Origin of the sequence: Leifsonia sp. McL0607, from assembly GCF_049993355.1 — a bacterium.
Classification (GTDB): domain Bacteria; phylum Actinomycetota; class Actinomycetes; order Actinomycetales; family Microbacteriaceae; genus Leifsonia.
This window is the reverse complement of record NZ_CP188253.1, coordinates 2934126-2957014: the sequence shown is the minus strand read 5'-3', so window position 1 is coordinate 2957014 and position 22889 is coordinate 2934126. Positions and strand designations below refer to the sequence as shown.

Here is a 22889-nt window from a genome sequence, read left to right as displayed (position 1 = left end):
AGAACTATTCTGCCATGCGCGCGGCCCTATTGCCAATGCGCCAGATGCAGCCCTGTCGGGGAGCGTTCGCGGTCGCCGCGACAACACCGCCGTTGACGAGCGCGCCCGGCTGACGCAGATGGGCAAAGTACATCTTGCGGGCGATTGATGTCAAGCCTGGCGTCTGACATCATGAATTCTACTGAGAACCGTAATCATCCCAGTTTGGAGAGCTCGCACGAATGAACACCATCCTGGAAACGGACAACATCACACGATCATTCAGCGGAGACCGCCGCACAGAGCCCACCCACGTGCTGAAGGGAATCTCGCTGAAAGTCCGAAAAGGCGAGATGCTGACCATCGTGGGGCCGAGCGGATCGGGCAAGTCCACTCTCCTGCAGTGCATGTCCGGCCTTGATGCCGTCACGTCGGGCTCCGTGACCATTGCAGGCACGGCGATCGGTGAGCTGAACCTCGATCAGACCGCAGCGTTCCGACGGAACAATATCGCCTTCGTCTTCCAGGCATACAACCTGCTTCCGGCGTTCACCGCATTCGATAATGTCGCGCTCGCGATGCGGATGTCCCGCGGCAGCGTCGACCGCGCCGCCGTGAGGTCGGCGCTGCAGTCGGTCGACCTGGCAGATGTCTCGGATCGGCGCCCTGGACAGCTCTCTGGCGGCCAGCAGCAGCGTGTCGCCATCGCCCGAGCGCTGGCGACATCCCCGCACCTCCTGTTCGCGGACGAGCCGACGGGTGCTCTCGACACGGAGGCCGGGAGTCGGGTGCTCAAGCTGCTGCGCGACTACACCGTCGACGGCAAAAGCGTGGTGATGGTAACGCACGATCTCGAAGCGGCTGCGCTTGGAGACCGGGTACTGGTCCTACGCGATGGGCAGATCCATGGTGAGCTGATCAGCCCGTCGGTGAGCCAGGTCCTCGACGCCGTCGAGCACGCGCGGAGGTCCTGATGATCCTCAAACTCGTCACCACCGAACTGCTCGTCGCCTGGCGGCTCTGGAGCGGGGCCTTCGTCCTCGCTGTTTTCGCGGCGCTCATCGCCTGCGTCTGCGCAGGCGACTTCTCGACCGCGCGCGCAATGTGGGGAGACCAACCGGAAGCTGCGGCCGGCTTGATCAATCACGCGTTCATCTACATGGGCTTCAACGTGCCCGTCGTCATCGGTGCGCTCAACATCCTGCTGACGTATGTCGTCGACCTTCAACGCCCCCGGTACGCCCTGTGGCAACTCGCCGGAGTCGGCCCGCGCACGATTCGATCAGTCATCTTCCTCCAGGCCTTGTTTCTCGGGCTCGTCGCATTCGCCATCGCGCTGATCCTCGCCGCACCGACCCTGAACCTGTTCCTCAACACGCTCTCCGCGCCGTTGCGCACAGAGGCCGACCCCATTAGAGAAGTGACCCTCGGGGTGTTCGAATTCTCGATCGCGTTCTTGGTTTTCATGGCCGTCGTCCTTCTCAGCGCGCTCGGCGCGGCCCGGAAAGCCCGCCGCACCCCCATCCTGGCCGCCATCCGCACGCCGGAGGTCGTCAACGCCCCGCTCTCCACCACTCGCATCGTCCTCGCGATTGTCTGCGCGATCATCGCCATCGTGTCGACGGTGCTCCTTTGTTTCACCCCAGTGGGATACTTTGTCCTCGGGCAGATGATGATTCTGGTCGCATTCCTCTTCGCCGCTCCCTGGGTATCCGAGCGTGTGATGCGCCTCTGGGTCGCGCTCCTGCCCGGGCGAAAGGCCAGCTGGTATGTTGCGCGCGAATCGGCGAAGTACAACGTCACGCGCAGCCACGCCGGAATCAGCCTCATGGTTATCGCCTGCGGGCTTGGCATGGTGACGGGCGTTGCTGGGCTGTGGAGCGAGCCCAGGACTGCAGGCCTCGCGATCGCCGTTTTCGGGACACCGCTCGTTCTCGTCCTCTACGCCGGCGCGGCGACGATCATCATGACCTCCGGACACCGACGGCGAGATACGACACTTCTGACGATCTCCGGCGCGACCCGGACGACCGCCCTGGCTTCGGCAGCGTTCGAAGCCCTCATCTTCACGCTCACCGCCGGGATCATCTCCCTGGTCGTGGCGCTCCCCTTCGTCTTCACTCCGGCGCCGGCTCCAAACGCAACTGGGGAGGTCAAAGTCGCGACCTTCCTCCCCCTCGTTCCGATCCCATTCGTCCTGGCACTGGGAATCGTCCTGATGTTCGTCGCCATCGCGCGGCCCGTGATCCAGGCAGGCCGCAACAGTCCTGCTGCCGAGATGCGACGGTCCGGCATCTGATGGCACCGGCCCTGCGAACGCCGCGCCGACCCGCTCGTGTCACGTCGAGCCACGTTGACGGCTTCATGGCGAGACGAACTGCCGCTTGCCTCAGTCTTCCCGACGCTCTTCGATAATGATGACGTCCGCGTCATCGTCCAGCGGTGCGGTCTCGGGGCGGTTCACCTGCTCCGGGCTCGCGGCGCGCTGGTAGGCCGCGTACGACACCTGCACGCGGGCGCGCGTCTCGGACACGAGCTCCCACAGCCCCACCCAGAAGATCCCGAGGAACAACAGGACGCCGAGGACGGCGAGCCAGCCGGTCACGCCCGGCGGGAAGAAGCCGAACGCGATGATCGAGGCGCTCCAGCCTGCGAGGAGTCCGGTGTCATACCACGACACGGCGCGCGCATCCCGCACGCTCTTGCGGGCCATCATGATGCCGCCCACGGCGATCAGCGCGACGAAGAGGATCGGGCACAACACGAGGAGGCCGAGGAACGTCCAGCCGCTCCCCTGGTGAAAGGCCGCCCAGCCGATCAATAGCCATACGGGCAGCACGACGGCGGACGGAAACAGCCACCAGTAGAACGCCTTGCGGATGATCACGCGTTCAGCGTAGCGTCGCGCGGCTGTGCGGTGGCTGCGGGTTCGCCGTGGGCGGACCGTAGCGCCGCATGAGGGTCCCGATCGAGGGCGGCGCCAGCGGCGGCATGGAAGACTGGAGGCCGAGAGCGCGAGAGAGGACACACGTGATCGAGCTGAGGACCCCCGCCGAGATCGAGCAGATGCGGCCGGCGGGACGATTCGTCGCCGATGTGCTCGCTGAGACTGCTGAAGCGGCACGCGTCGGCGTCAACCTCCTGGAGCTCGACGCCCTCGCCCACAAGTTGATCCGCTCGCGCGGCGCGGAGTCCTGCTACATCGACTATCATCCTTCCTTCGGCGCGAGCCCCTTCGGCAAGGTGATCTGCACCTCCGTCAACGACGCCGTGCTGCACGGGCTCCCCCATGACTACCGCCTGCGCGACGGAGACCTCCTGAGCCTCGACTTCGCCGCCAGCGTCGACGGCTGGGTGGCCGACTCGGCCGTCAGCCTGGTGGTCGGCTCCGCGCGCGACGAAGACCTGCGGCTCATCGAGACGACCCGGCGCGCGCTGACCGCCGGAATCGCTGCGGCGCAGCCCGGCGGCCGCGTCGGCGACATCTCGGCGGCGATCGCGGCCGTCGCGCACTCCGAGGGCTACTCGGTCAATACGCAGTTCGGCGGCCACGGCGTCGGGCGCACGATGCACGGCGATCCGCACATCCCGAACGACGGCCGCGCCGGCCGCGGCTTCCCGCTCCGCCCCGGGCTGGTCATCGCGATCGAGCCGTGGTTCCTGGAGACCACGGACGAGATCTTCACCGACCCCGATGGCTGGACGCTGCGCTCCGCCGACGGCTCCCGTGGCGCGCACTCCGAGCACACCGTCGCGATCACCGACGACGGCCCCCTCATCCTCAGCGCCCCTTAGACCACCTCCCCGCTACGGGAGGAGATCGGGGCGCACGCGCGCGGTGCGGGTGAGCGACTGCTCGCGGCGCCAGGTCTCGATCGCACCGTGGTTGCCGGAGAGCAGCACTGGCGGGACGTCGTGGCCCCGCCACTGAGCGGGCTTGGTGTACGAGGGGTACTCGAGCAGACCGTCCTCGTGCGACTCCTGCACGAGGCTCTCGGGGTTGCCGACGACGCCAGAAATGAGTCGGCCGATCGCCTCGATCATCGCCATCGTGGCGACCTCCCCGCCGTTGAGCACGTAGTCGCCGACGCTGACGAGGCGCACGCGGGCACGCCCGGCGTACTCGTCGAAGACCCGCTGGTCGATGCCCTCGTAGCGCCCGCAGCCGAAGACCAGGTGCGACTCGGTGGAGAGCTCCCGCGCCATCGCCTGCGTGAAGACCTCCCCCGCGGGCGACGGGAAGATCAGCAGCGGGTCGTCGGAGCCGTCCAGGATCCCGTCGAGCGCCTCGCCCCACGGCTCCGGCTTCATGACCATTCCGGCCCCGCCGCCGTAGGGCGTGTCGTCGACGGTGCGGTGCCGGTCGTGGGTGTTGTCGCGGAGGTCGTGCACGCCGAGGCGGATGATCCCCGACTGCCGAGCCTTGCCCAGAAGCGAGATGTCGAGCACATCGAAGAAGGTCGGGAAGATCGTGACGATGTCGATGCGCATGCAGGGAAGTCTATTCGGGGACGACGGCGAGTTCCCGGTCACGCGGCACGAGCGGGGCGGCGATCGCGGGGCAGACGGCCACTGCGGCGAAGGCGAGCGGGAAGCCGACCCAGCCGATGAGCGCCCCGACCGCCGGACCCACGACTGACGCTGCGAGGAACTGGCCGGTGTTCTGCGTCCCGAGGGCACGCCCCGACCAGAACGGCCCCGCGATCTCGGCCACCGATGTGTACGCGAGGCCGTTGTCGGCCACGGTGACGACGGCCGCCGCGATGAGGATCACGGCGGCGGCGACCGAGCCCAGGGCCGACGCCGCACCCAACAGGATCATGACGGCCACGGCGGCGACCGACACCCAGCGCAGTGGCACCAGATGGCTGCCGACCCTGTCGCTCAGGACGCCGACCCCGATCCGGCCGACAGCCCCGACGAGCTGGCTGACGCCGATCACGATCCCCGCGGCGAGGGAGGTGAAGTGCAGTTCGGTGACGAGCCAGACCAGGCCGAAGGTCGACACGGTGAACTGGGGCACCACGAGCAGCATCGAAACGACGTGGATGCGCCAGAGCAGCGAGGTCTCGCGGTAGGGGCGCCGCGCGGCCTGCGGGTGCGCGGCCGCGCCATCGGCTGTCGTCCGGGGAGGGCGCGGCGGGTCGACGATGGCGATCGCGCACAGAACGGCCGACGCTCCGCACAGCACGGCGGGCACTGCCAGGGCGGCCGCGATCCCACCGGAGGCCGCCAAGAGCGGAACACTGATGGCCGCAATGGCGACGCCCAACGGCTGGCACATCTGCCGGATCCCCATCGCCAGCCCGCGCCGTTCCCTCGCGAACCAGCCGATGACGACCCGCCCGCTCGCCGCGTTGGGGCTGGCCGCCGCCATGCCTCCCACGAGGAAGAGCGCGCCCAGCGCGACGTACGATGACACGAACATCGCCGCGACGGCCGCAGCAGCCGTGAGGGCCAGCCGCGCGGCGATCACCCAGCGCTCACCGATCCGGTCGCTCAATGCGCCCCAGACGACGAGGGAGAGCACCAGACCGAGCGTAGGCGTCGACGCGAGGAGGCCGGCCTGGGCGAGGCTGAGCCCGCGCTCCGTGTGCAGCAGCGGGATGAGGAACGCCGGAGTGGACACGAAGACCGTCGAGCTGGCCTGCCCGGCGACGCCGAAGGCGAGCATCAGCCACGGTCGGGGTGTTCGGGCCTTCCGGGTGCCTGTTCGCGTCGGATCGCCCATGCGGTATACCCTAGCGGTATACCGACTTGGTATACCAAAGGAGCCCAATGGCAGAGCAGCCCCACGTGTACGAGCGACTCCGCTCCGCGATCCTCGACCTGGAGCGAGTCCCCGGCTCCCGCATCCCCGAGCGCGGCCTCGAAGCCGAGTTCGGCGCTTCCCGTACGCCGTTGCGTGCGGCGCTCATGCGACTCGAAGCGGAAGGCCTCGTGCAGCGCGACGGGCGCGCCTGGGAGGTCTCCCCCATCGACCTCGGGGAGATCGCCCGGCTCAGCGAGCTGCGGGACGCCGTCGAGTGCGCAGGAGTGCGGCTCAGTGCGGCGCGGGCCTCCGACGACGCCCTCGCCGCGCTCCGGGACGCGCTCGGCGCTTACGACCCGGAGCGCCCCAACGCGGACGCGGTCGGAGCGGGCGCCGACTTCCACGTGAAGTTGGCCGAGCTCAGCGGCAACCACTTCTTCGCGGACACCGTCGCGTCGGCGATGACCCGGCTCGCGCGGACCCGCTGGCTCGAGGTGCGCACGCCCGAGGCCCGGCGCACCGCCTGGGAGGAGCACCGCACGATCGTCGATCAGCTCGCAGCACGGGATGCGGACGCCGCGGCGGACAGCATCCACCGCCACATCGTGGGCACCCACGAGCGGCTCCAATCTGCTCTCGGCGCCGACGCGCGCCTCCTCCGCGCCCGCGGGGTCGCGATCGTGGGCACGGGCGGCCGGTGAAGCCATTCCCCGACCCACAGGAGCGCGCGTGACAGGTGTGGCGAATCCGCGCGACTTAGCCTCGATCCACCGATGGGCCTTGGGTGGTTGGGGGTGGCGTGATCGGTGTCTGTTGGGGTGTTGAGTGCAGGTGTGGGCTTCGGGCGTCGCATCCCGGTCGTCCACTGGTTCTTGGTCGTGCCGCGGTTGCGGCGGTGGTCAGTTGGCGGCGGCCGGTGGTGGTGCGTGGGTGGCCGTGAAGAGCCGGTCGAAGGCGTTCTGCCAGGGCCAGGCCTCGGGTAGGTGCAGGGTGATGCGGCGCGCGGAGCGCGCCAGCCGTGCTGGGATGTGGATCAGGGTGCGGCGGATCGTCGCGGTCGTCGCTTTCGCGAGCCGGCCCGCTTGATCAGCGATCAGGCCAGCGGTGCGGGTGAGGTTGAACGCGATCACGGCGAGGACGAGCCAGGCGCTGTTTGCGGTGAACACCCCGGAGGGTAGGTGGGCGAGCGGGCCGTTCTTGAGGTCGGCGTGGATTTGCTCGATGATCGCGTGGCCGCGATGGGTCTTGTCCGCGATGACCGTGTCCATCACGTCCTTGTCGGTGGTGGTGAAGAATGCGTGGTGCCGGTAGGTGTCGAACAGTGTCGGCTGTTCAACGTTGTTCGGGTTCAGGTCAGGGATGCGGCGGACCACCAGGCGCCCTTCGACGCGCTCGGCGTTCTTCCTTGAGCGGAACGCGGTGAACGGGACCTCGGCGACCTCGGCTTTGGAGACCAACTGCCCGGTGATCTCGTCACGGATCGCGTCGGTGTACTCGATCATCTCCCACGCATCCTCGGCAATGGTCGCGATCGCTGCTTTCACCGCAGGGCGTTGATGGCGGTGCCGATGGTGGCGTGTCCGTAGAACGCGGAGTCCGCCCGCAGCAACGGCCGCGACGTGCCGGCGGGGTTCATGCGGCGCAGGGTCGCGAGGGCGTCGCCGACGATCCGTGCCGCGCCTTTCGGGGACCCAGTCTTGCCCTGCCGCAGCCGTTGACCGAGGATCACCGGAGCCGACGAGGTCGTCGATGCGGTCGCGAGCAGCGCGTTCAAGCCGCGGACGCCGGAGTACCCGAACCCGGCGCCCTGCTTCTTGTATCCGTGAACCTCGAGAGCGTGTCAAATGGTGTGTGTAAGGGGTGGGTCTCCTTGCGAAAGGAAGCACACTGTTGGCTATCGATAGGGCGTCGCGTGAAGAGCGGCGTAAGGTTCAGGCGGAGGGCGCGCAGCGTCTGATCGCGTCTGGGATGTTGGATGATCTGTTGGCGAAGATCGACGCGGGCGAGGTCCAGCTTGATGGGGATGGCGGGTTCATTCAGCAGCTGATCAAGACGGGTTTGGAGCGCGGATTGCAGGCTGAGCTGACGGAGCATGTCGGGTATGAGAAGGGTGATCCTGAGGCTGCGTTGCACGCGAACTCGCGGAACGGGGTGTTCTCTAAGACGGTCGGAACCACCGCTGGAGAGGTCGAGTTGCGTATCCCGCGGGACCGGAACGGGACGTTCACGCCTCGGCTGGTCCCGACCGGAAGCCGGCGGCTCTCGCAGTTGGATGAGATGATCGTCTCGCTCTACGCCGGCGGGATGACCGTCCGCGATATCGAGCATCATCTCGTCTCCACGCTCGGTGTTGACCTCAGCCACGAGACGATCTCGAACATCACCGAGGAGATCGCCGACGAGGTCCTGGCGTGGCAGTCGCGGCCGCTGGAGGCGTTCTACCCAGTGATCTACCTGGACGCACTCGTGATCAAAGTCCGCGATGGCGGGCACGTCAGGAACAAGGCCGCGCATATCGCCGTCGGCGTCGGTGTGGACGGTATCAAGCACGTTCTGGGCATCTGGGTCCAGCAGACGGAGGGCGCGAAGTTCTGGGCGTCCGTCTGCGCCGAGCTTGCCAACCGCGGCGTCCGCGACGTGCTCATCGTCTGCGTCGACGGACTCACCGGGTTCCCCGAAGCGATCGAGGCGACCTGGCCAGAATCGATGGTCCAGACCTGCGTGGTGCACCTGATCCGCAACGCGATGCGGTTCGTCGCCTACGGGCAGCGGAAGGCCGTCGCCGCGGCGCTCAAGCCGATCTACCAGGCGCCGACCGCCGACGCTGCGCAGGCGGCGCTGGACGCGTTCAGCGCGTCGCCGCTGGGGCAGGCGAACCCCAGGTCAGCGCAGGTGTTCGAGGCCGCGTGGGAGCGGTTCACGCCGTTCCTCGCGTTCCCTCCGGAGCTGCGGCGGGTGATCTACACGACCAACGCGATCGAGTCGTTAAACTTCCAGCTACGGAAGATCATCAAGAACCGCGGGCACTTCCCGAACGACCAAGCAGCGGTCAAGCTGCTCTGGCACGCGATCTGCAACATCGAGGACAAACGGGCACGCGACCGGGCGAGCGAGCGCGGTCTCGCCCGCGGCGCGAAACGCAAAGCCGAGGCACGCCTGGTCGAAGGACAGACCGTCACAAACTGGATGAAAGCCCTCGAGCAACTCTCACTCGTCTATCCCGAGCGCATCAACCACTACCTCTAACCCGAGGCACCGCCCACTTACACACACAACTTGACAAGCTCAACCTCGATGATCGTGTCGTCCAAATCGACCATCACCCGTTCGTCGCCGCGCGTGCGCAGCAGCGGCATGTGGCCGGCAAGATCCGCGAGGACACGGCAAGAGACCGCGTCGAGCTGACGGACATGCCCGAACCGGAACTCCCGCAGAAACGACCCCAGCGTCGACGGCGCATATACCCGGTCGAACAGCCGCCCCATCCCGCCGTGGCGGAGCAGGTTCATGTCCTCGATCGAGTCCGCCCCGGCAAGCATCCCCGCCACCAGCGCCATCACCTTCGCACCGGCGTTGGCGCCCTTGTCCGTCGGGACACTCAACCAGGACTGCGCCAGCCGTTCAACTCCCGCAGCCCGCGCCAGCCGCAGCATCGGGACCAGCCCAGCGAACGACACGAGATTCGGATCATCGAACACCGCAGACACCGCGGCAGGAGCATGCTTGAATTGCATCTACGAAATGCCTCTCGGACCAGACGAACAGAACCCTAAGCAAGCTCTATTCTCCCCGGTCAGAGGGGCATTTCTCTGTCACGACGCCCACTCACCACCCGACCGCCTCGGTGGATCGAGGCTTAGCTCAACGCAGCTATGTGGTGACTTCTCAGTGCTCTGCCAACGATGACACAGCTGGTGATTGCCCAAATCAAAGATGCGGGCAGCACGTAGCCCGACGATGGGAGGACGCTCACCAACGCCAGGGGACTTGCGCTGATCCCGGCAACCAATGCGGCAGTCCACCAATCTCGTCGTGGATCGCGTGCTCGCTTCATTGCCCAACGTACAAGCGGGTACTGAAGACAAACCGCGAGAGCCGCGATTGGAGCGACGATAATCGCTAAGAGGATCGGACTCCAGATAAAAGAAGAGGCGGTCGCGGACGCGGAGATAGTCATTACACTCCAGACGAGCCACGCAATGGCGGCGCCGCCAAATGAAGACCTGACGCTTGCCCTGAATGCGTTCCAACCGACGCGACCGACGCGGGGTCTAACCTCCATATCGGATCACGGCCTCTCGAGATCTCAACATTCCTCTCGGTCGCATCGCCAATGAGTTCACCCTTACAAGATCTCGGTCGGCGCAAATGGTTGGCGGCTTCCTTCCCGCGCCGAGAACGTAGTCACTTTTCGGCGAGTAGCGATCACCGTCAGCCCTCCGCCGGCACAGCCTGCCAGAACCGTCGCCCAGATCGGCGCACCAGGCAGCCAGACGAGGTTCCACAGCAGTGTGTAACCGGTCGCCGAGAGTGTGGCGTTTGCCGCAACTGTCGTAGCCACGAGCCGGCCGCTGATCCTTCCAGCGTTCGAGGTGTCCCGTGCGATCAACTCGACGATTGCGGCGTCTGCGAACCCCACGATCACTCCCGCAGGCACAACAAAGAGGACAAGCTGCATGAGCATTGCGAACGCGCCAAGTAACGATTGGAACAGGTAAGGAGCGATCGCGATTATGTGCGCGGCGGCGCTGAAGACAACGTTTCCAAGGACGAGCAGCTTGACCCAACCGATGCGCGGCAATCTCGACTCGCGCGGGTGCCTTACTCCCATGAATTGTATGCATCCAGCTCTTCGTGCGCGTCTGGCCTCCTCCCGCGTCGCACGAGTCGCCATGGAGCGAATAGGGCGCTCGGAACAGCGCCTGGAGCAATTCGGTCGATCGCCAGGTATGCCTGAAACAGGCCTGCCACGAAGACAGCGACACCCAACGGCACCAGTTGGATAGTTCGCGTTTCCATGTCGAAATCGAGAGCGGTCGCTCGTGTCTTCTCTCCTGCCGAATACAGCCAGAACTCACCTCCCTCGGAAACGACTCGCCCTTCTCTCCACGGGCCAGCACCCCCGAATAGCTGAAAGTTCGCGGCCAACAGCGCAAGAACCACTCCGATGATGCCAAGGATTATGAGGATATTGCGCGATCTGCGTTCAACAGGTGCCGCTGGCCTTCCTCCCCATCTCGCCAGCGCTCGACAGATGGCGAAAGTGACTATCTGGGCTACAGCCCCCGCGAGAGCCCACGCTCCGATCAGGGCTATCCCGTGGTGGTGGACGACCCCGCGGATCACAAGGACGATGACGGCGACGCCCGCGGCGGTAATCACCGTCGTCATCGCAAGAAAGGCGATGTAGACCATATTGAGAGCGCCTCTCCTAAACTTCACCAAACTACGCTAGCTCCTTCGCCCTCGGGCCAGCTGAAGCCAAACTCTGGATACCAACCAGCAATTCGCACCCATGTGAACCGTCCCAGGTTTGGTGCCGTTTCCTTTCGAGTTGAAAGGATGGCGTCATGCCGAAGAAGATCGATCCCGAGGTTCGCGAGCGGGCTGTGAGGCTGGTGCTTGAGCATCGGGCGGAGTACCCGTCGACGGCGAAGGCGATTGCCGCCGTCGCCCGCCAGGAGTGTGTTGGGTCGGAGTCCCTGCGCCGGTGGGTGCTTCAAGCCGAGATCGACGCGGGCCGCCGTGACGGTCAGACCAGCGAGGAACATGCTGAGATCCGCCGGTTGAAGGCGGAGAACAAGCGGCTGCGTGAGGACGTCGCGATCCTGAAAGCAGCGGCAACTTTCTTCGCGGGGGAACTCGACCCCCGCAACCGCTGATGATGGTCTTCATCGACCAGATGAGGGCCGAGGGGCATGCGGTCGAGTCGATCATCCGCGTCCTGCGGGAGCAGGGCGTGCAGATCGCCGCGCGCACCTACCGGGCTTGGCGGCGGGGCCGCGTCTCGGCCCGGACGATCACCGACGCGATGGTCGAAGGCGCGGTCCGTGATGCTGCCTGGCGCATCGAGGTGCTGCCCGATGGGACCACGCGGCGCTGGATGTCACCGGAGGGGCTGTATGGGCGGAAGAAGATGACCGCGCTGATCCGACGCACCGCGATCAGCGATGCGTCCCGCGGTGCGGTGGACCGGGCGATGCGGGTCCTCGGGCTGTCGGGCATCACCCGCGCGAAGGCGATCCGCACCACGATCCAGGCCAAGGATGGGGTCCGTGCCGGGGATCTGCTGAACCGGGACTTCACCGCGCCGCGGCCGGATCACACCTGGGTTACCGACTTCACCTACGTGCGCACCTGGGCGGGCTGGGTGTACGTCGCGTTCATCCTCGACGTGTTCTCGCAACGCATCGTGGCCTGGCACGCGCAGACCAGCAAGCACGTGGATCTCGTGATGATCCCGCTGCGGATGGCGTTGTGGGAACGCGACCGCCAGGGACGCCCGGTCACGCCCGACCAGCTGATCCATCACAGCGATGCGGGGTCCCAGTACACATCGATTGTGCTGACCGATCACCTCGCGCTCGAGCAGATCGCGCCCTCGATCGGGACGGTCGGCGACGCCTACGATAACGCGCTGATGGAGACGATCAACGGACTCTACAAAGCCGAGTGCGTGCGCACCACGATCTTCCACGACAGCCCGCACAAGACGATCGCGGACGTCGAGTTCGCGACCGCCGGCTGGGTCGACTGGTACAACCACCGCAGGCTCCACGGTAGCCTCGGAATGGTCAGCCCCGACGAGTTCGAGGCTGCCTACTACGCGGCCCTCAGACCAGAGCCGCTCCCCACATAGAAGCGGCGGAGAACCTGGGACGGTTCAGACACTACCCTCCGTCCGCGCCGAAAACGCGGCAAACTAACCACACACAACTGTTCAGATCTCAAAGAGCGAAACTGACCAGTTCCTCACGAGCGCCGACAACATGTAGCGGTCTCCTAAAAGGAGCCAGCGATTGGAGTATGGAGTCGATCCGACAAAATAGGCTGCCATACCCGCATCCTTTGCAGCTCGAGAAAGCCTCCTGCCGATTAGCGCTGGCATGACAATAAGCGCATAGAGCACGATGCCGGGCGCGAGCAGAAGAAATACAGGTACTCCTGCCTTGACTCCGACTGGAACGTCTGCCTCCGATAGAAAGACCGCGGCGAGCAGCGCGGCAACGGCGGCAAGAGTAACGATCACATAAGCCGTTGCTACAACCGCGCGCTGACGGGCTATTAGCGGTCTCGCCTGAGAGCTCAGGTCATGACGCACGCCCGTGGACCTCGACATCTGAAAAGAGGCATCAGAATGCTGGCAGGCGGCGCTATCGATCGATATCAACTCCGCGAGGGGTAAGCGCATTGACCGCGTCAACATGTCTGCCCAAGGCGACAAGACCCACCGGTCGACACGCTCCCGCCAACGTTTGCACCGACTTTTCCAGACAGGACGACGACCCGCACATGCTTACCACTGGGAGCGACCCCCCAACCATATGTGACGGACCCACCCCACTGGATACGTGCACTCGAGTTCGGCGTTCCAAGTGAGCGCGCCGATCTCTTCCATCGTCCTCGCATTGGTATAGCCAGCTCCGATTCCGGCGGAGCCGCCAGCCTTGAGCCCAGTGCCAACTGACACCGTACCTGAAGCAACCAGTGCGGCGTCACCTTCAATTCGGATGCTACATAGGCTTCCACCCGCACCTGTGATGACGCTGCCTACGCTCGCCGCAAGACACGTCACCAATCCAACGTAGGTCGACCGGCTCCAAGCAAACGATGTCCCACCAGCTCAAGAACGTCTGCCACTGCGTTCAAGTACTCGATTCGATCGTCCACCCTGTCAGGATCAGTTCTGAGGACGTCGACTAAGTGAGCGACCTCTCGGCGAGAGTATCCTGTGGGCTCGTCGAGTACCTGATACATCTGGGCTAAGTCGATAGTCCAGTAGGTACTAACAGAGAACGAAATCATTTCGCAGTTTTCTATCGCAGACTCAACAACACGGCGGCCGACATCGACTATGTCTTTGAACGATAGGTTGAGTTCGAGCGGCGGGCACGGCATCTCCGACGTGACTGCACCTCCAGCAATCCCATGAAGGATATCGGCAGCCCAAACGGCGTGGTAGCTGATTACTGTTTCGCCGGCCACCGCATCAGACAAGAACGATGACGAGTCGGTGAGCTGCCCAATAGTGAGGTTGGTTGGAGTCGCAGCCGTGTCATACCGTTCTTCGACGGGTATAGACCAGAAATAGTCTTCAACTGCGTATAGGGGAGCGCTAACCTCACTCGGCGACTGGTCTCGAAGTCGGGTGAGGACGGCAACTAACCTTCTTGCGTCAATCTCTATCATGGTGCACCGCCAATTCGCCCTCCGCCCAAACCGCCTGCACCGCGCTCACGAGGGGAAGCGGGAGATCGAAGCCTGGCGGCTTCGTAGAGATCGGCAATGTTCTTCTCCGCTGCTCTAATCTCGTTGTTCAGATGGCGAACCCGACCGTTGATGATCGAATTCCTCCGCGCTGCGTCATCGCCGGCCGCTTTCAGTACGCCCTTGTTGTCGTGCGCATCCGGATTTGCCTTGTAATCAGCAAGCTTCTCGATGTGCTGTTGCCTGTGCCTTATAAGGGATTGCAACGACTCAAGCTGGCTCTTCGAGAAGATCCGGGCCTCAAGGGAGGCTGAAGTCCCGACCATGATGATAGCGCCAGCGCTAAGTGCGTCTAGCAAGACGGGATCCGTCAACGACGCCGCTCCGTCGATCATTGATGTGAATTCGCCACCGCACAGCCCAGGCTGCTCATCGACACACGTGATTTTCCAAGCATTGAGCTCGACATTGCGTAAGAGGTCGCGCCGGTAGGTGATGGTGTGGCGTTGCGTTGAGGTGGGCACGAGGCCTGTTAACCACGGTTGTGTGAATAACTCGTTGGTTTCCAGGACGCCTCGTGCCCGCTGTTCCATCTTCGATCATTGACCCGATCTGGCACCAGTTCGAAGCGCTCATCCCGCCCGTGGTGGATGAGCATCCGCTTGGGTGTCACCGGCCACGTGTTCCGGACCGGGTCGTGTTCGACAAGCTGGTGCAGGTGCTCGTGCTCGGCGCCGCGTACGCAAAGATCGCCGACAGCGCCTGCTCGGCGACCACGATCCGTCGACGGCGGGATGAATGGATCGTCGCGGGGATCTTCACCATGCTGGAGCAGATCTGTCTGGACTCCTACGACAAGATGATCGGACTGCAACTGGGTGACTTGTCCGTGGACGGGTGCATCGTGAAAGCCCCCTGCGGTGGCGAAGCTGCCGGCCGTTCCCCGGTAGACCGTGGGAAACAGGGCACGAAACGCTCCCTCCTGGTCGATGGGCGAGGGATTCCACTCGGATGCGTTGTCGCCGGCGCGAACCGTCCAGACTCCCCGCTGCTTGGTCCGACCCTGGAGAAACTGAGCCGGTTCGGCTTCAACCTTCCCGAGCGAATCACGGTGCACCTGGACGCAGGCTACGACAACACCAAAACCCGCGACCTACTCGACGTCCTCGGGTGCGACTACGTCATCAGCAAGAAGGGCGAACCGCTACAAGCCGGCGCTCGGTGGGTCGTGGAGAGAACGAACTCCTGGCACAACCGCGGATTCCGGAAACTCCAGATCTGCACCGAGGTCCGCACCCGCGTGATCGACGCGTTCATCGCCCTCGCCGCCGCGATCATCACCACCCGCAGCCTCATCCGCGAAGCCTGGACCCGCTACCGCTGGAACACCAGACCCAACCGACAACCATGACCTACCGGCGCGACCTCTAAGGAGATGTCCAGCCCGTATCGTTCGACGGTTTGCTCAAATGCTCTCCTCATACGGTCGCCTATCGACGCCGAAGTATCTGCAACCGCGACAGTAGGGGAGATCCTTCTATAGCCCGGGTCCCCGTTCGCTGGACGTGGCCCGGGCCCACCCTTTCCGCTGGATGATGCCGGCTGAGGGGCGGAGATGTTCACCCCGCCAGCGGGTACTCCACTATTGATGCACTGGGGAAGAAAGTCAGCTCGCCCCGTGCCGCAGAGCCCGCTGGGGTCCGACTCCGTGATCGGGTTGTTGTGCGAGTACGTGTATCCGTTGTTCTGTTGTGGGTTCTCTGGTGCGAGTACCGGGTCGACGGAGATGAACTTCCCTAGGACGGGGTCGTAGGCGCGTGCCCCCAACTGGGTGAGCCCGGTTGTCGCTGACACCGGCTTGTTCAGGTACCCGTGCTCGCTTCCCCACACCGGTGTTGTCCCGCGTGGGTTGCCGTACGGGTCCGCGAAGCGGCGGGTGATCTTGCCCGTCACCACATCCACCGCCACATCCCGGGTGTGGTTGAGGTCACCGGAGACCCAGGTGACCACCGACCCGGACACCCCCGCCTTCGTGGAACGCTCCGCGACCGGGACATCCCCCAGCGAGTAGGTGCGCACCGCGGAAGCTTTGCTCGCCCCCGGCGCCATCGTCACCTCGGTCTCACCCAAATACAGGGTCGTCCCGGTGTTCGGATCGGTCTGCAGCAACACGTTCCCGTCCGCGTCATACACCCGCGACTGGATCCCCCCATCCACGCTGACCGTCGACAGCTTCCCGGACTCGTCCCACGACAGGCCCTGCCCCGGCCGGGTCACCGTGTTCCCGGACGCGTCATACGAGTACTCAGCACTATTGACCGTGGTCACCGCGTGCGGGCGCGCCTGCCCCGCAGCCGGGTACGCATACGCCGTCGTGATCTCCCCGGTGGCCGTATGGTTGGTGGTGGCGGTACGGTTCCCGGTGCCGGCATCCACCGTGTAGGAGGTCCAGTACGGTGCCGCACCCCCCAACGACCCGGCTGTCGGGGCCGCCTGGCAATCCCCCGACGCCGGAGTCCACGCCTCACTCAGCGCATGGAACACCCCATAGGAGAAGCACTGATCATCAGCCCCGGCGGAGCCGGTGGTTTTGATGCTGGTCACATCACCGGCAGCATTGCGAGTGTACTTACGGTTAGCGACCTCACTGGAGGACGCACCAACAAACGCGGTATCGATGACCTGAGTGGTCTCCCCTGTTCCCGGATCGAACCCGTAGGTGGTCCACAACAACGACTGGTTCACCCCGCGAGCGATCACCGACAACTGCCCGATCGGGGAATAGGTGGCCTCCCCATACAAACTCGTGCCGGAGATCGAGTCCACATTGCCGACCCCGTCATACAGGGTCCGCAACCGCTCCAAAGCCAACCCACCGATCGCCGGCAGACTGCGCTGCTGCAACAAGCCCGCCTCGTTATATGTCATCGACACCTTGTACGTCGTACCCCCGAACGCTGCAGCACCCTGGGGAATCGACACCGACGTCGAGGTCGCGTTATACAACTCGTCATAACCATCAACCGAACTGACATACGCCAACCCCGGCTTACCCGGCACCGACCCCACATAACTGGTCGCCTTCGACAACTGCCCCTTCGCCGCCGCGTCATACGTCCACGACGCCAACACCGCACCCGCGGTGGAGCCCGAGTACTTCCCGGTCTTCCGGTTCAACTCGTCATAGCCGTAGGCGAGGGTCTGCCCGCGGGCATCGGTCGTGGAGGTCAGGTTGCCGACCAGATCATACGTGCTGGTCGTCGTGCCGGAGTCCGGGTCGCTGGCGACCGTCTGGTTGCCTGCCAGGTCGTACGACCAGGACCAGCTGTTACCGGCGGCGTCGGTCATCGCCGACATTTTCCCGGCGGCTGTGAACGCGTAGGTCGTGGTGTGACCGGCACCGGCCGGCTTCACCCCGGTGTACTGGGTCAACGCCGTCTTCTGGCCCAGCGAGTTCGTGATCGTGGACGTCGGGGTGCCCCCGGTCGGTGGTGTCACATCGACCCGGTCGGCGCCCGGGTAGGCGGTGCTGGTGCGTTTGGATTCATCCCCGTACGTGTACAGGATCGATGCCACGGCACGGCCGACCGGGTCGTACTTGGTATCCGTGCGGGACGGGATTTGCGCCATGCTGGTGGGCACGAACAGCCGGTCCGACGGTGTGGTCGACGCCCAATACGGGCTGGTGGTGGACACCGTCCTGCCCTGACTGTCATACACCGTGTCAGCGATCACCGCACCACTGCGCACCGCAGCCGTCTGCGTCTGCACACTACGGCCCAGACCATCCACCAACTCGAACGTCTTCTTGACCCCCAACGGAAGGACACTCTCCGTCGTCACACTCGACGGCCCCGACTGCGACACCGTATACGTGAACGCCGTCGACGGGCTGGAGGCGTTCTCCGCCTTCGGCCGGTTCGGCAACCACACCCCGGTCCGGCGGCCGAGCGCGTCATAGGCAGCCGTGGTGACCTTACCGTTCTCATCGGTTGCTGCCGTGATAGCACCCCACGCCGGATCCAACTCGGTGCTGCTGCTCCACCCCACCGGGTTGGTCGAGGTCACCTTCGTGATCGGCCCGCCCGTGCCGGCCGGCGTGTAGGCGGTCTTGGACACCCGCCCGGCCACATCCGCCGCCTCGATCGCGCGCCCCAACGCGTCGTACTTCACCGTCGCGGTCGTCGCCCATCTCTTAGCCGCGCCGTCGAACCCGGTGACCGTCTCGGTCTTCGTCAGGTTCCCCTTCACCGGTACCGCACCGACCGCGGCCCCGTCATAGGAGTTGCGGACGTGACTGATCAGCCGGTCCGCACCAGCAGAGGCAGCCTGCTCACACGTCCCGGTAGTGGCCAACACCTCCGCGACCCGGCCGAAGATATGAGCGGCCACATTCGCGGTCGCGTACCTCGTCGTCACACACGAGACCGGCGCATCCGAGGGTGCGCTCAACACGGCCACCGGCAAACCGATCGCCGAGTCATACGCGGTCGTTGTCGTCACCGTCCGGTTACCGCCGGTGGAGACCGGCTCGGTCACCACCACCTGGCCATCCCCGGTATACCACGCCGAATGAGTGCCCGCCGAGACCGTCAACGCCGACCACGGCACCGACGCCGTGTGCGAGATCACCGCACCACCGACACCGTTCGTGACCACCTGCTCCCGCACCCGACCCGCGAACTGGCGCGCATCGACCACCCCACCGACCTGCACCGACTTCACCCCACCAGCAGCAGCCGCCCGATCACCATCCAGACCACGGAAGAAGGTGTACTTCGTCACATTCTGCTCAGCCGGCTTGTTGAAATCCCCCACCCGCACCTCCGCCGTCGCGAATCCGGCGAAAATCGACCAGGTGCGCTTGTCCGCCGGCGTCAACGGGGAATCGTTATACCGCCACCCCGGGCCCGTATACGAATAATGCTTCTGGATCGGTGGCGCCCCCGCCCCACCGGTTGTCGGGTTGTCCATCACGCTGGTCACCACGTACTTGTGGAACAGGTCCTGCTGCGGCGGCATCGGCGGGTTATCCGACGGTGACCACCACTGCGGGTAACACCGCTTCGTGTTCGACTGCGGTGCGGCGAAGATTCCCGCACGATCCCCCGGGGTGCACTCCTGACCCGAGTAGTTCACCGACACCACCGCACCCAGTTCGGTCTTGATCGAACTGATCCGCCACTTATCCAACGGGGCCAGACCGTCCACCGCCCACACCCGGTTCTGCATCGTCGTGCCCGCGAACGTGACCGCCGGCTCCGTGATCGGGGAGGCACCGGCATGCCCGGTATGGGTGACACTATTCAGCCACAACGCCGCCGACGTGCCATCACCCGGATCCGGGAAACTGTGCTTCAACACCCACGAGTCCACCTGAACCGTCCCAGGTTCTCCGCCGCTTCTATGTGGGGAGCGGCTCTGGTCTGAGGGCCGCGTAGTAGGCAGCCTCGAACTCGTCGGGGCTGACCATTCCGAGGCTACCGTGGAGCCTGCGGTGGTTGTACCAGTCGACCCAGCCGGCGGTCGCGAACTCGACGTCCGCGATCGTCTTGTGCGGGCTGTCGTGGAAGATCGTGGTGCGCACGCACTCGGCTTTGTAGAGTCCGTTGATCGTCTCCATCAGCGCGTTATCGTAGGCGTCGCCGACCGTCCCGATCGAGGGCGCGATCTGCTCGAGCGCGAGGTGATCGGTCAGCACAATCGATGTGTACTGGGACCCCGCATCGCTGTGATGGATCAGCTGGTCGGGCGTGACCGGGCGTCCCTGGCGGTCGCGTTCCCACAACGCCATCCGCAGCGGGATCATCACGAGATCCACGTGCTTGCTGGTCTGCGCGTGCCAGGCCACGATGCGTTGCGAGAACACGTCGAGGATGAACGCGACGTACACCCAGCCCGCCCAGGTGCGCACGTAGGTGAAGTCGGTAACCCAGGTGTGATCCGGCCGCGGCGCGGTGAAGTCCCGGTTCAGCAGATCCCCGGCACGGACCCCATCCTTGGCCTGGATCGTGGTGCGGATCGCCTTCGCGCGGGTGATGCCCGACAGCCCGAGGACCCGCATCGCCCGGTCCACCGCACCGCGGGACGCATCGCTGATCGCGGTGCGTCGGATCAGCGCGGTCATCTTCTTCCGCCCATACAGCCCCTCCGGTGACATCCAGCGCCGCGTGGTCCCATCGGGCAGCACCTCGATGCGCCAGGCAGCATCACGGACCGCGCCTTCGACCATCGCGTCGGTGATCGTCCGGGCCGAGACGCGGCCCCGCCGCCAAGCCCGGTAGGTGCGCGCGGCGATCTGCACGCCCTGCTCCCGCAGGACGCGGATGATCGACTCGACCGCATGCCCCTCGGCCCTCATCTGGTCGATGAAGACCATCATCAGCGGTTGCGGGGGTCGAGTTCCCCCGCGAAGAAAGTTGCCGCTGCTTTCAGGATCGCGACGTCCTCACGCAGCCGCTTGTTCTCCGCCTTCAACCGGCGGATCTCAGCATGTTCCTCGCTGGTCTGACCGTCACGGCCGCCCGCGTCGATCTCGGCTTGAAGCACCCACCGGCGCAGGGACTCCGACCCAACACACTCCTGGCGGGCGACGGCGGCAATCGCCTTCGCCGTCGACGGGTACTCCGCCCGATGCTCAAGCACCAGCCTCACAGCCCGCTCGCGAACCTCGGGATCGATCTTCTTCGGCATGACGCCATCCTTTCAACTCGAAAGGAAACGGCACCAAACCTGGGACGGTTCAACCTGCTTATACGACCCACCGCTCAACACCTGCGTCGTGATGGTGGCCAGCTTCGCCGTCGTCCAGAACGTCGGCGAGATCAACCCCGCACAGGTGCCGGAAACACACAACTGATCGAACGGGACATCCGGATACGCCGCCGGCTGCGCCGCCGCGGCCGCATCCCCCGACACCGGCTGCCCGGTGCACCGGCCACCCCCGTCATCCGAACACCGCCCGTTCTTGTCATACCCGAACAGCGCCTTCCCGGAGGCACCGTTGCCCGCATACGCGTTCGAGCCGGCCAGACCATACTCGACCCGATCCAACTCACCACCACGAATGTAGGAGGTGACAGTGCTGCCGTTCTTGGCGTACTTGTTCGTCTGCGCGTTGTAATAGAACGCCTCCGCGTTGCCGTGCACGTCGATCACCCAGTCCAGGTTCCACCGCCACCCCAGGTTGCACGAGGAGGCCGCGAACGTGGCCGCATGACACGGCTCCCCCGCATCATTACCGAACACCGGCACCGTCCACGCCGAATTCGTGACCGGCTTACCACCGTCCCACCCCGGCAGACGGTTCAACCCGAAGTAATACTGGGTACCATCCGTGGTCACCATCTGCCAACACGCCGTATCCGACGTCCCGTTCGCCGCACACGGGGCACCCTTCAACTCGGTGAACCGGGTACCGTCATCATTCGCCAACCGGTACTGATTCGACCCCGCAACCGGAACCAACTCACCGGAATGCCCCGCGAACGACACCGACGCGTTCGCGTTCTTCCAACACAGATCCCCCGACGTCTTCACCGCCCCCGACGCACCATCATCCACCGCACACCCCACATAGGAACGCTCGATGAACCCGGCACCCGACAACGACCACCCCTCACCGATCGCCGACGGCTGATTATTCGTCGACCCCGTCAACCCATCCACCGACTGCGAGTCATACGACAACGACAACTCCGGCACCGGCCCCGCCGCCGCCGGCGGCACCCGCAACGGATACCCCCAACTGAACGTCCCCGTCTGCGCCGACACATCCCACGACGCCGACGGCTTCAACGACGTCGCCGTGAAATCCCCCGTCCCCGCCCCACCAACACTCGCCGGCATCGCCATCAACATCATCGGCGCCGCAGCCACCAACGGCGCAACCACAATGTCCGCACCATCCGCCGACACCTCCGACGCCACCGGAACCGCCTTACCCTGCACATCCTTCGCCGAGGCCGGCGCCTTCCCCGCCTCCACCTGCACCCACCGGGCACGCGAGGCGTAATCCGCCCCGAACACACCCTCCAACAACTTCTTCGGCACCCGCACACCCACCGCAGACGCCCCCGACTTACCGTCCGCCCGCTTCAACTCCAACACCGGACCGGCCAGACCCAGCTTCCTCGCCCGATCCTTCTCCACGAACTTCGCCGACACCCGCCCAGCCCGCGACTTCGCCTTCGCCTTCGCCGTGCCCTTCTTCGACGCCTTCAACTGCGACTTCGCATCCGCCACCGACACCGGATCACCACCCGACGCGACCCTCACACCCGTCCAACCCAGCTCACGCCACGCCCCATCCACCACCGTCGCCCTCGACCCATCCGCACTCGAAACCGACACCGAATCCGACTGCGCCGACCCATCCGTCGACACCGTGAACTCACCCGACGGCACATCAGCAGACACGATCTCCGCACTCACCGGAGGCTTACCACCCCTCGCCGAAACATCCGACGCCCGCGAACCCGGCACCGCCTTCGCCCACGCAGGCGGAGCCGGCGCATCCGCCGCCAACGCCGGAGATGAAGCCCCGTCGATCAGTGTGAAGGCCAAGAGACCCGAAATGAGAAACGCCAGCACAGGACGCCCACGGCGGGCAGGACGGAACGACAACGAAGATCCCCCAGGTGATACGTGAGGCGATCGGTAGACCGCCTCGATCACCCTAGGTGATATGTCGCGTTTTTACAAAGAAATACCAGCCCTGGGCGGTGGCAAC

General features: G+C 65.1%; 18 protein-coding genes and 2 pseudogenes. 7 read left to right on the top strand and 13 right to left on the bottom strand.

Features of this window, described 5'->3' with window-relative positions:
- Positions 1-221 precede the first annotated feature (221 nt).
- Together ACPPVW_RS14300 and ACPPVW_RS14295 are read left to right on the top strand one after the other, a co-directional pair.
- Positions 222-953 (top strand): ABC transporter ATP-binding protein, encoded by a 732-nt coding sequence (locus ACPPVW_RS14300; protein WP_426623767.1) that lies wholly within the window; start codon positions 222-224, stop codon positions 951-953.
- A complete protein-coding gene (locus ACPPVW_RS14295) occupies positions 953-2278 on the top strand; it encodes an FtsX-like permease family protein (RefSeq protein WP_426623766.1) in 1326 nt (441 codons plus the stop codon). The genes ACPPVW_RS14300 and ACPPVW_RS14295 overlap by 1 nt, the downstream gene beginning before the upstream one ends.
- Positions 2279-2368: 90 nt before the next feature.
- On the opposite strand, the gene ACPPVW_RS14290 is transcribed toward ACPPVW_RS14295, so the two are convergent.
- The gene (locus tag ACPPVW_RS14290) at positions 2369-2866 is read right to left on the bottom strand and encodes a hypothetical protein (protein WP_426623765.1); all 498 of its coding nucleotides are present in this window, start codon (positions 2864-2866) and stop codon (positions 2369-2371) included.
- Between the two features lie 143 nt (positions 2867-3009).
- Here ACPPVW_RS14290 and map point away from each other — a divergent pair, with 143 nt between their 5' ends.
- Positions 3010-3774, top strand: a complete 765-nt coding sequence (gene map / locus ACPPVW_RS14285; protein ID WP_426623764.1) for a type I methionyl aminopeptidase — start codon at positions 3010-3012, stop codon at positions 3772-3774.
- A gap of 12 nt (positions 3775-3786) precedes the next feature.
- Here map and trmD read toward each other — a convergent pair whose 3' ends face one another.
- Both trmD and ACPPVW_RS14275 read right to left on the bottom strand, forming a co-directional pair.
- The gene (gene trmD / locus ACPPVW_RS14280) at positions 3787-4470 is read right to left on the bottom strand and encodes a tRNA (guanosine(37)-N1)-methyltransferase TrmD (RefSeq protein ID WP_426623763.1); all 684 of its coding nucleotides are present in this window, start codon (positions 4468-4470) and stop codon (positions 3787-3789) included.
- A gap of 10 nt (positions 4471-4480) precedes the next feature.
- A complete protein-coding gene (locus tag ACPPVW_RS14275) occupies positions 4481-5710 on the bottom strand; it encodes an MFS transporter (RefSeq protein ID WP_426623762.1) in 1230 nt (409 codons plus the stop codon).
- Between the two features lie 47 nt (positions 5711-5757).
- Here ACPPVW_RS14275 and ACPPVW_RS14270 point away from each other — a divergent pair, with 47 nt between their 5' ends.
- Positions 5758-6432: a GntR family transcriptional regulator gene (locus ACPPVW_RS14270; protein WP_426623761.1), complete on the top strand. Its 675-nt coding sequence runs from the start codon at positions 5758-5760 to the stop codon at positions 6430-6432.
- A gap of 198 nt (positions 6433-6630) precedes the next feature.
- Here ACPPVW_RS14270 and ACPPVW_RS14265 read toward each other — a convergent pair.
- Positions 6631-7565: pseudogene (locus ACPPVW_RS14265) on the bottom strand (IS1380 family transposase); the annotation flags it as partial.
- A 134-nt stretch (positions 7566-7699) separates the two neighbouring features.
- Between ACPPVW_RS14265 and ACPPVW_RS14260 the strand changes: the two are divergent.
- Positions 7700-8977 (top strand): IS256 family transposase, encoded by a 1278-nt coding sequence (locus ACPPVW_RS14260; RefSeq protein WP_426623760.1) that lies wholly within the window; start codon positions 7700-7702, stop codon positions 8975-8977.
- A 41-nt stretch (positions 8978-9018) separates the two neighbouring features.
- Here the strand turns inward: ACPPVW_RS14260 and ACPPVW_RS14255 are convergent.
- The 3 genes and pseudogenes from ACPPVW_RS14255 to ACPPVW_RS14245 all read right to left on the bottom strand — a co-directional run.
- Positions 9019-9465 (bottom strand): annotated as a pseudogene (locus tag ACPPVW_RS14255) (IS1380 family transposase); the annotation flags it as partial.
- 611 nt (positions 9466-10076) lie between these two features.
- Positions 10077-10532 carry a hypothetical protein gene (locus ACPPVW_RS14250; RefSeq protein WP_426623759.1) on the bottom strand — a complete coding sequence of 152 codons (456 nt, stop codon included), beginning with the start codon at positions 10530-10532 and terminating at the stop codon, positions 10077-10079.
- A gap of 20 nt (positions 10533-10552) precedes the next feature.
- Positions 10553-11146, bottom strand: a complete 594-nt coding sequence (locus tag ACPPVW_RS14245; protein WP_426623758.1) for a hypothetical protein — start codon at positions 11144-11146, stop codon at positions 10553-10555.
- Positions 11147-11301: 155 nt separating this feature from the next.
- Here ACPPVW_RS14245 and ACPPVW_RS14240 point away from each other — a divergent pair.
- A protein-coding gene (locus tag ACPPVW_RS14240; protein WP_426623757.1) for an IS3 family transposase occupies positions 11302-12590 on the top strand; the annotation gives its coding sequence in 2 pieces (ribosomal slippage) (positions 11302-11575 and positions 11575-12590; 1290 coding nt in all).
- A gap of 81 nt (positions 12591-12671) precedes the next feature.
- Here ACPPVW_RS14240 and ACPPVW_RS14235 read toward each other — a convergent pair.
- The 3 genes from ACPPVW_RS14235 to ACPPVW_RS14225 form a co-directional block, all read right to left on the bottom strand.
- On the bottom strand, positions 12672-13052 hold the full coding sequence (locus tag ACPPVW_RS14235; RefSeq protein ID WP_426623756.1) for a hypothetical protein: 381 nt from the start codon (positions 13050-13052) through the stop codon (positions 12672-12674).
- A 470-nt stretch (positions 13053-13522) separates the two neighbouring features.
- Positions 13523-14140, bottom strand: a complete 618-nt coding sequence (locus ACPPVW_RS14230; protein ID WP_426623755.1) for a hypothetical protein — start codon at positions 14138-14140, stop codon at positions 13523-13525.
- Positions 14137-14751 (bottom strand): hypothetical protein, encoded by a 615-nt coding sequence (locus ACPPVW_RS14225; protein WP_426623754.1) that lies wholly within the window; start codon positions 14749-14751, stop codon positions 14137-14139. Before ACPPVW_RS14225 ends, ACPPVW_RS14230 begins: the two co-directional genes overlap by 4 nt.
- Here ACPPVW_RS14225 and ACPPVW_RS14220 point away from each other — a divergent pair.
- On the top strand, positions 14736-15569 hold the full coding sequence (locus tag ACPPVW_RS14220; protein ID WP_426623674.1) for an IS5 family transposase: 834 nt from the start codon (positions 14736-14738) through the stop codon (positions 15567-15569). The two genes, ACPPVW_RS14225 and ACPPVW_RS14220, sit on opposite strands and share 16 nt — an antisense overlap.
- Here the strand turns inward: ACPPVW_RS14220 and ACPPVW_RS14215 are convergent.
- The 3 genes from ACPPVW_RS14215 to ACPPVW_RS14205 form a co-directional block, all read right to left on the bottom strand.
- Positions 15533-19522, bottom strand: coding sequence for an RHS repeat-associated core domain-containing protein (locus tag ACPPVW_RS14215; protein ID WP_426623753.1), 3990 nt, complete (start codon positions 19520-19522; stop codon positions 15533-15535). The two genes, ACPPVW_RS14220 and ACPPVW_RS14215, sit on opposite strands and share 37 nt — an antisense overlap.
- A gap of 40 nt (positions 19523-19562) precedes the next feature.
- Positions 19563-20851, bottom strand: a protein-coding gene (locus tag ACPPVW_RS14210; RefSeq protein WP_426623752.1) for an IS3 family transposase whose coding sequence is annotated in 2 segments (ribosomal slippage) — positions 19563-20578 and positions 20578-20851 — 1290 coding nt in all. Because the reading frame shifts where the segments join, the coding sequence is not laid out codon by codon here.
- A 12-nt stretch (positions 20852-20863) separates the two neighbouring features.
- The gene (locus tag ACPPVW_RS14205) at positions 20864-22834 is read right to left on the bottom strand and encodes a hypothetical protein (protein ID WP_426623751.1); all 1971 of its coding nucleotides are present in this window, start codon (positions 22832-22834) and stop codon (positions 20864-20866) included.
- Positions 22835-22889: the final 55 nt, after the last annotated feature.

Coding starts and splice junctions, on each gene's coding strand:
- ACPPVW_RS14275 (WP_426623762.1), bottom strand. CDS start 5,710: ATGGGCGATCCGACGCGAACAGGCACCCGGAAGGCCCGAACACCCCGA.
- ACPPVW_RS14295 (WP_426623766.1), top strand. CDS start 953: ATGATCCTCAAACTCGTCACCACCGAACTGCTCGTCGCCTGGCGGCTC.
- ACPPVW_RS14260 (WP_426623760.1), top strand. CDS start 7,700: ATGTTGGATGATCTGTTGGCGAAGATCGACGCGGGCGAGGTCCAGCTT.
- ACPPVW_RS14230 (WP_426623755.1), bottom strand. CDS start 14,140: ATGATAGAGATTGACGCAAGAAGGTTAGTTGCCGTCCTCACCCGACTT.
- ACPPVW_RS14225 (WP_426623754.1), bottom strand. CDS start 14,751: ATGGAACAGCGGGCACGAGGCGTCCTGGAAACCAACGAGTTATTCACA.
- ACPPVW_RS14300 (WP_426623767.1), top strand. CDS start 222: ATGAACACCATCCTGGAAACGGACAACATCACACGATCATTCAGCGGA.
- ACPPVW_RS14270 (WP_426623761.1), top strand. CDS start 5,758: ATGGCAGAGCAGCCCCACGTGTACGAGCGACTCCGCTCCGCGATCCTC.
- ACPPVW_RS14245 (WP_426623758.1), bottom strand. CDS start 11,146: ATGGTCTACATCGCCTTTCTTGCGATGACGACGGTGATTACCGCCGCG.
- trmD (WP_426623763.1), bottom strand. CDS start 4,470: ATGCGCATCGACATCGTCACGATCTTCCCGACCTTCTTCGATGTGCTC.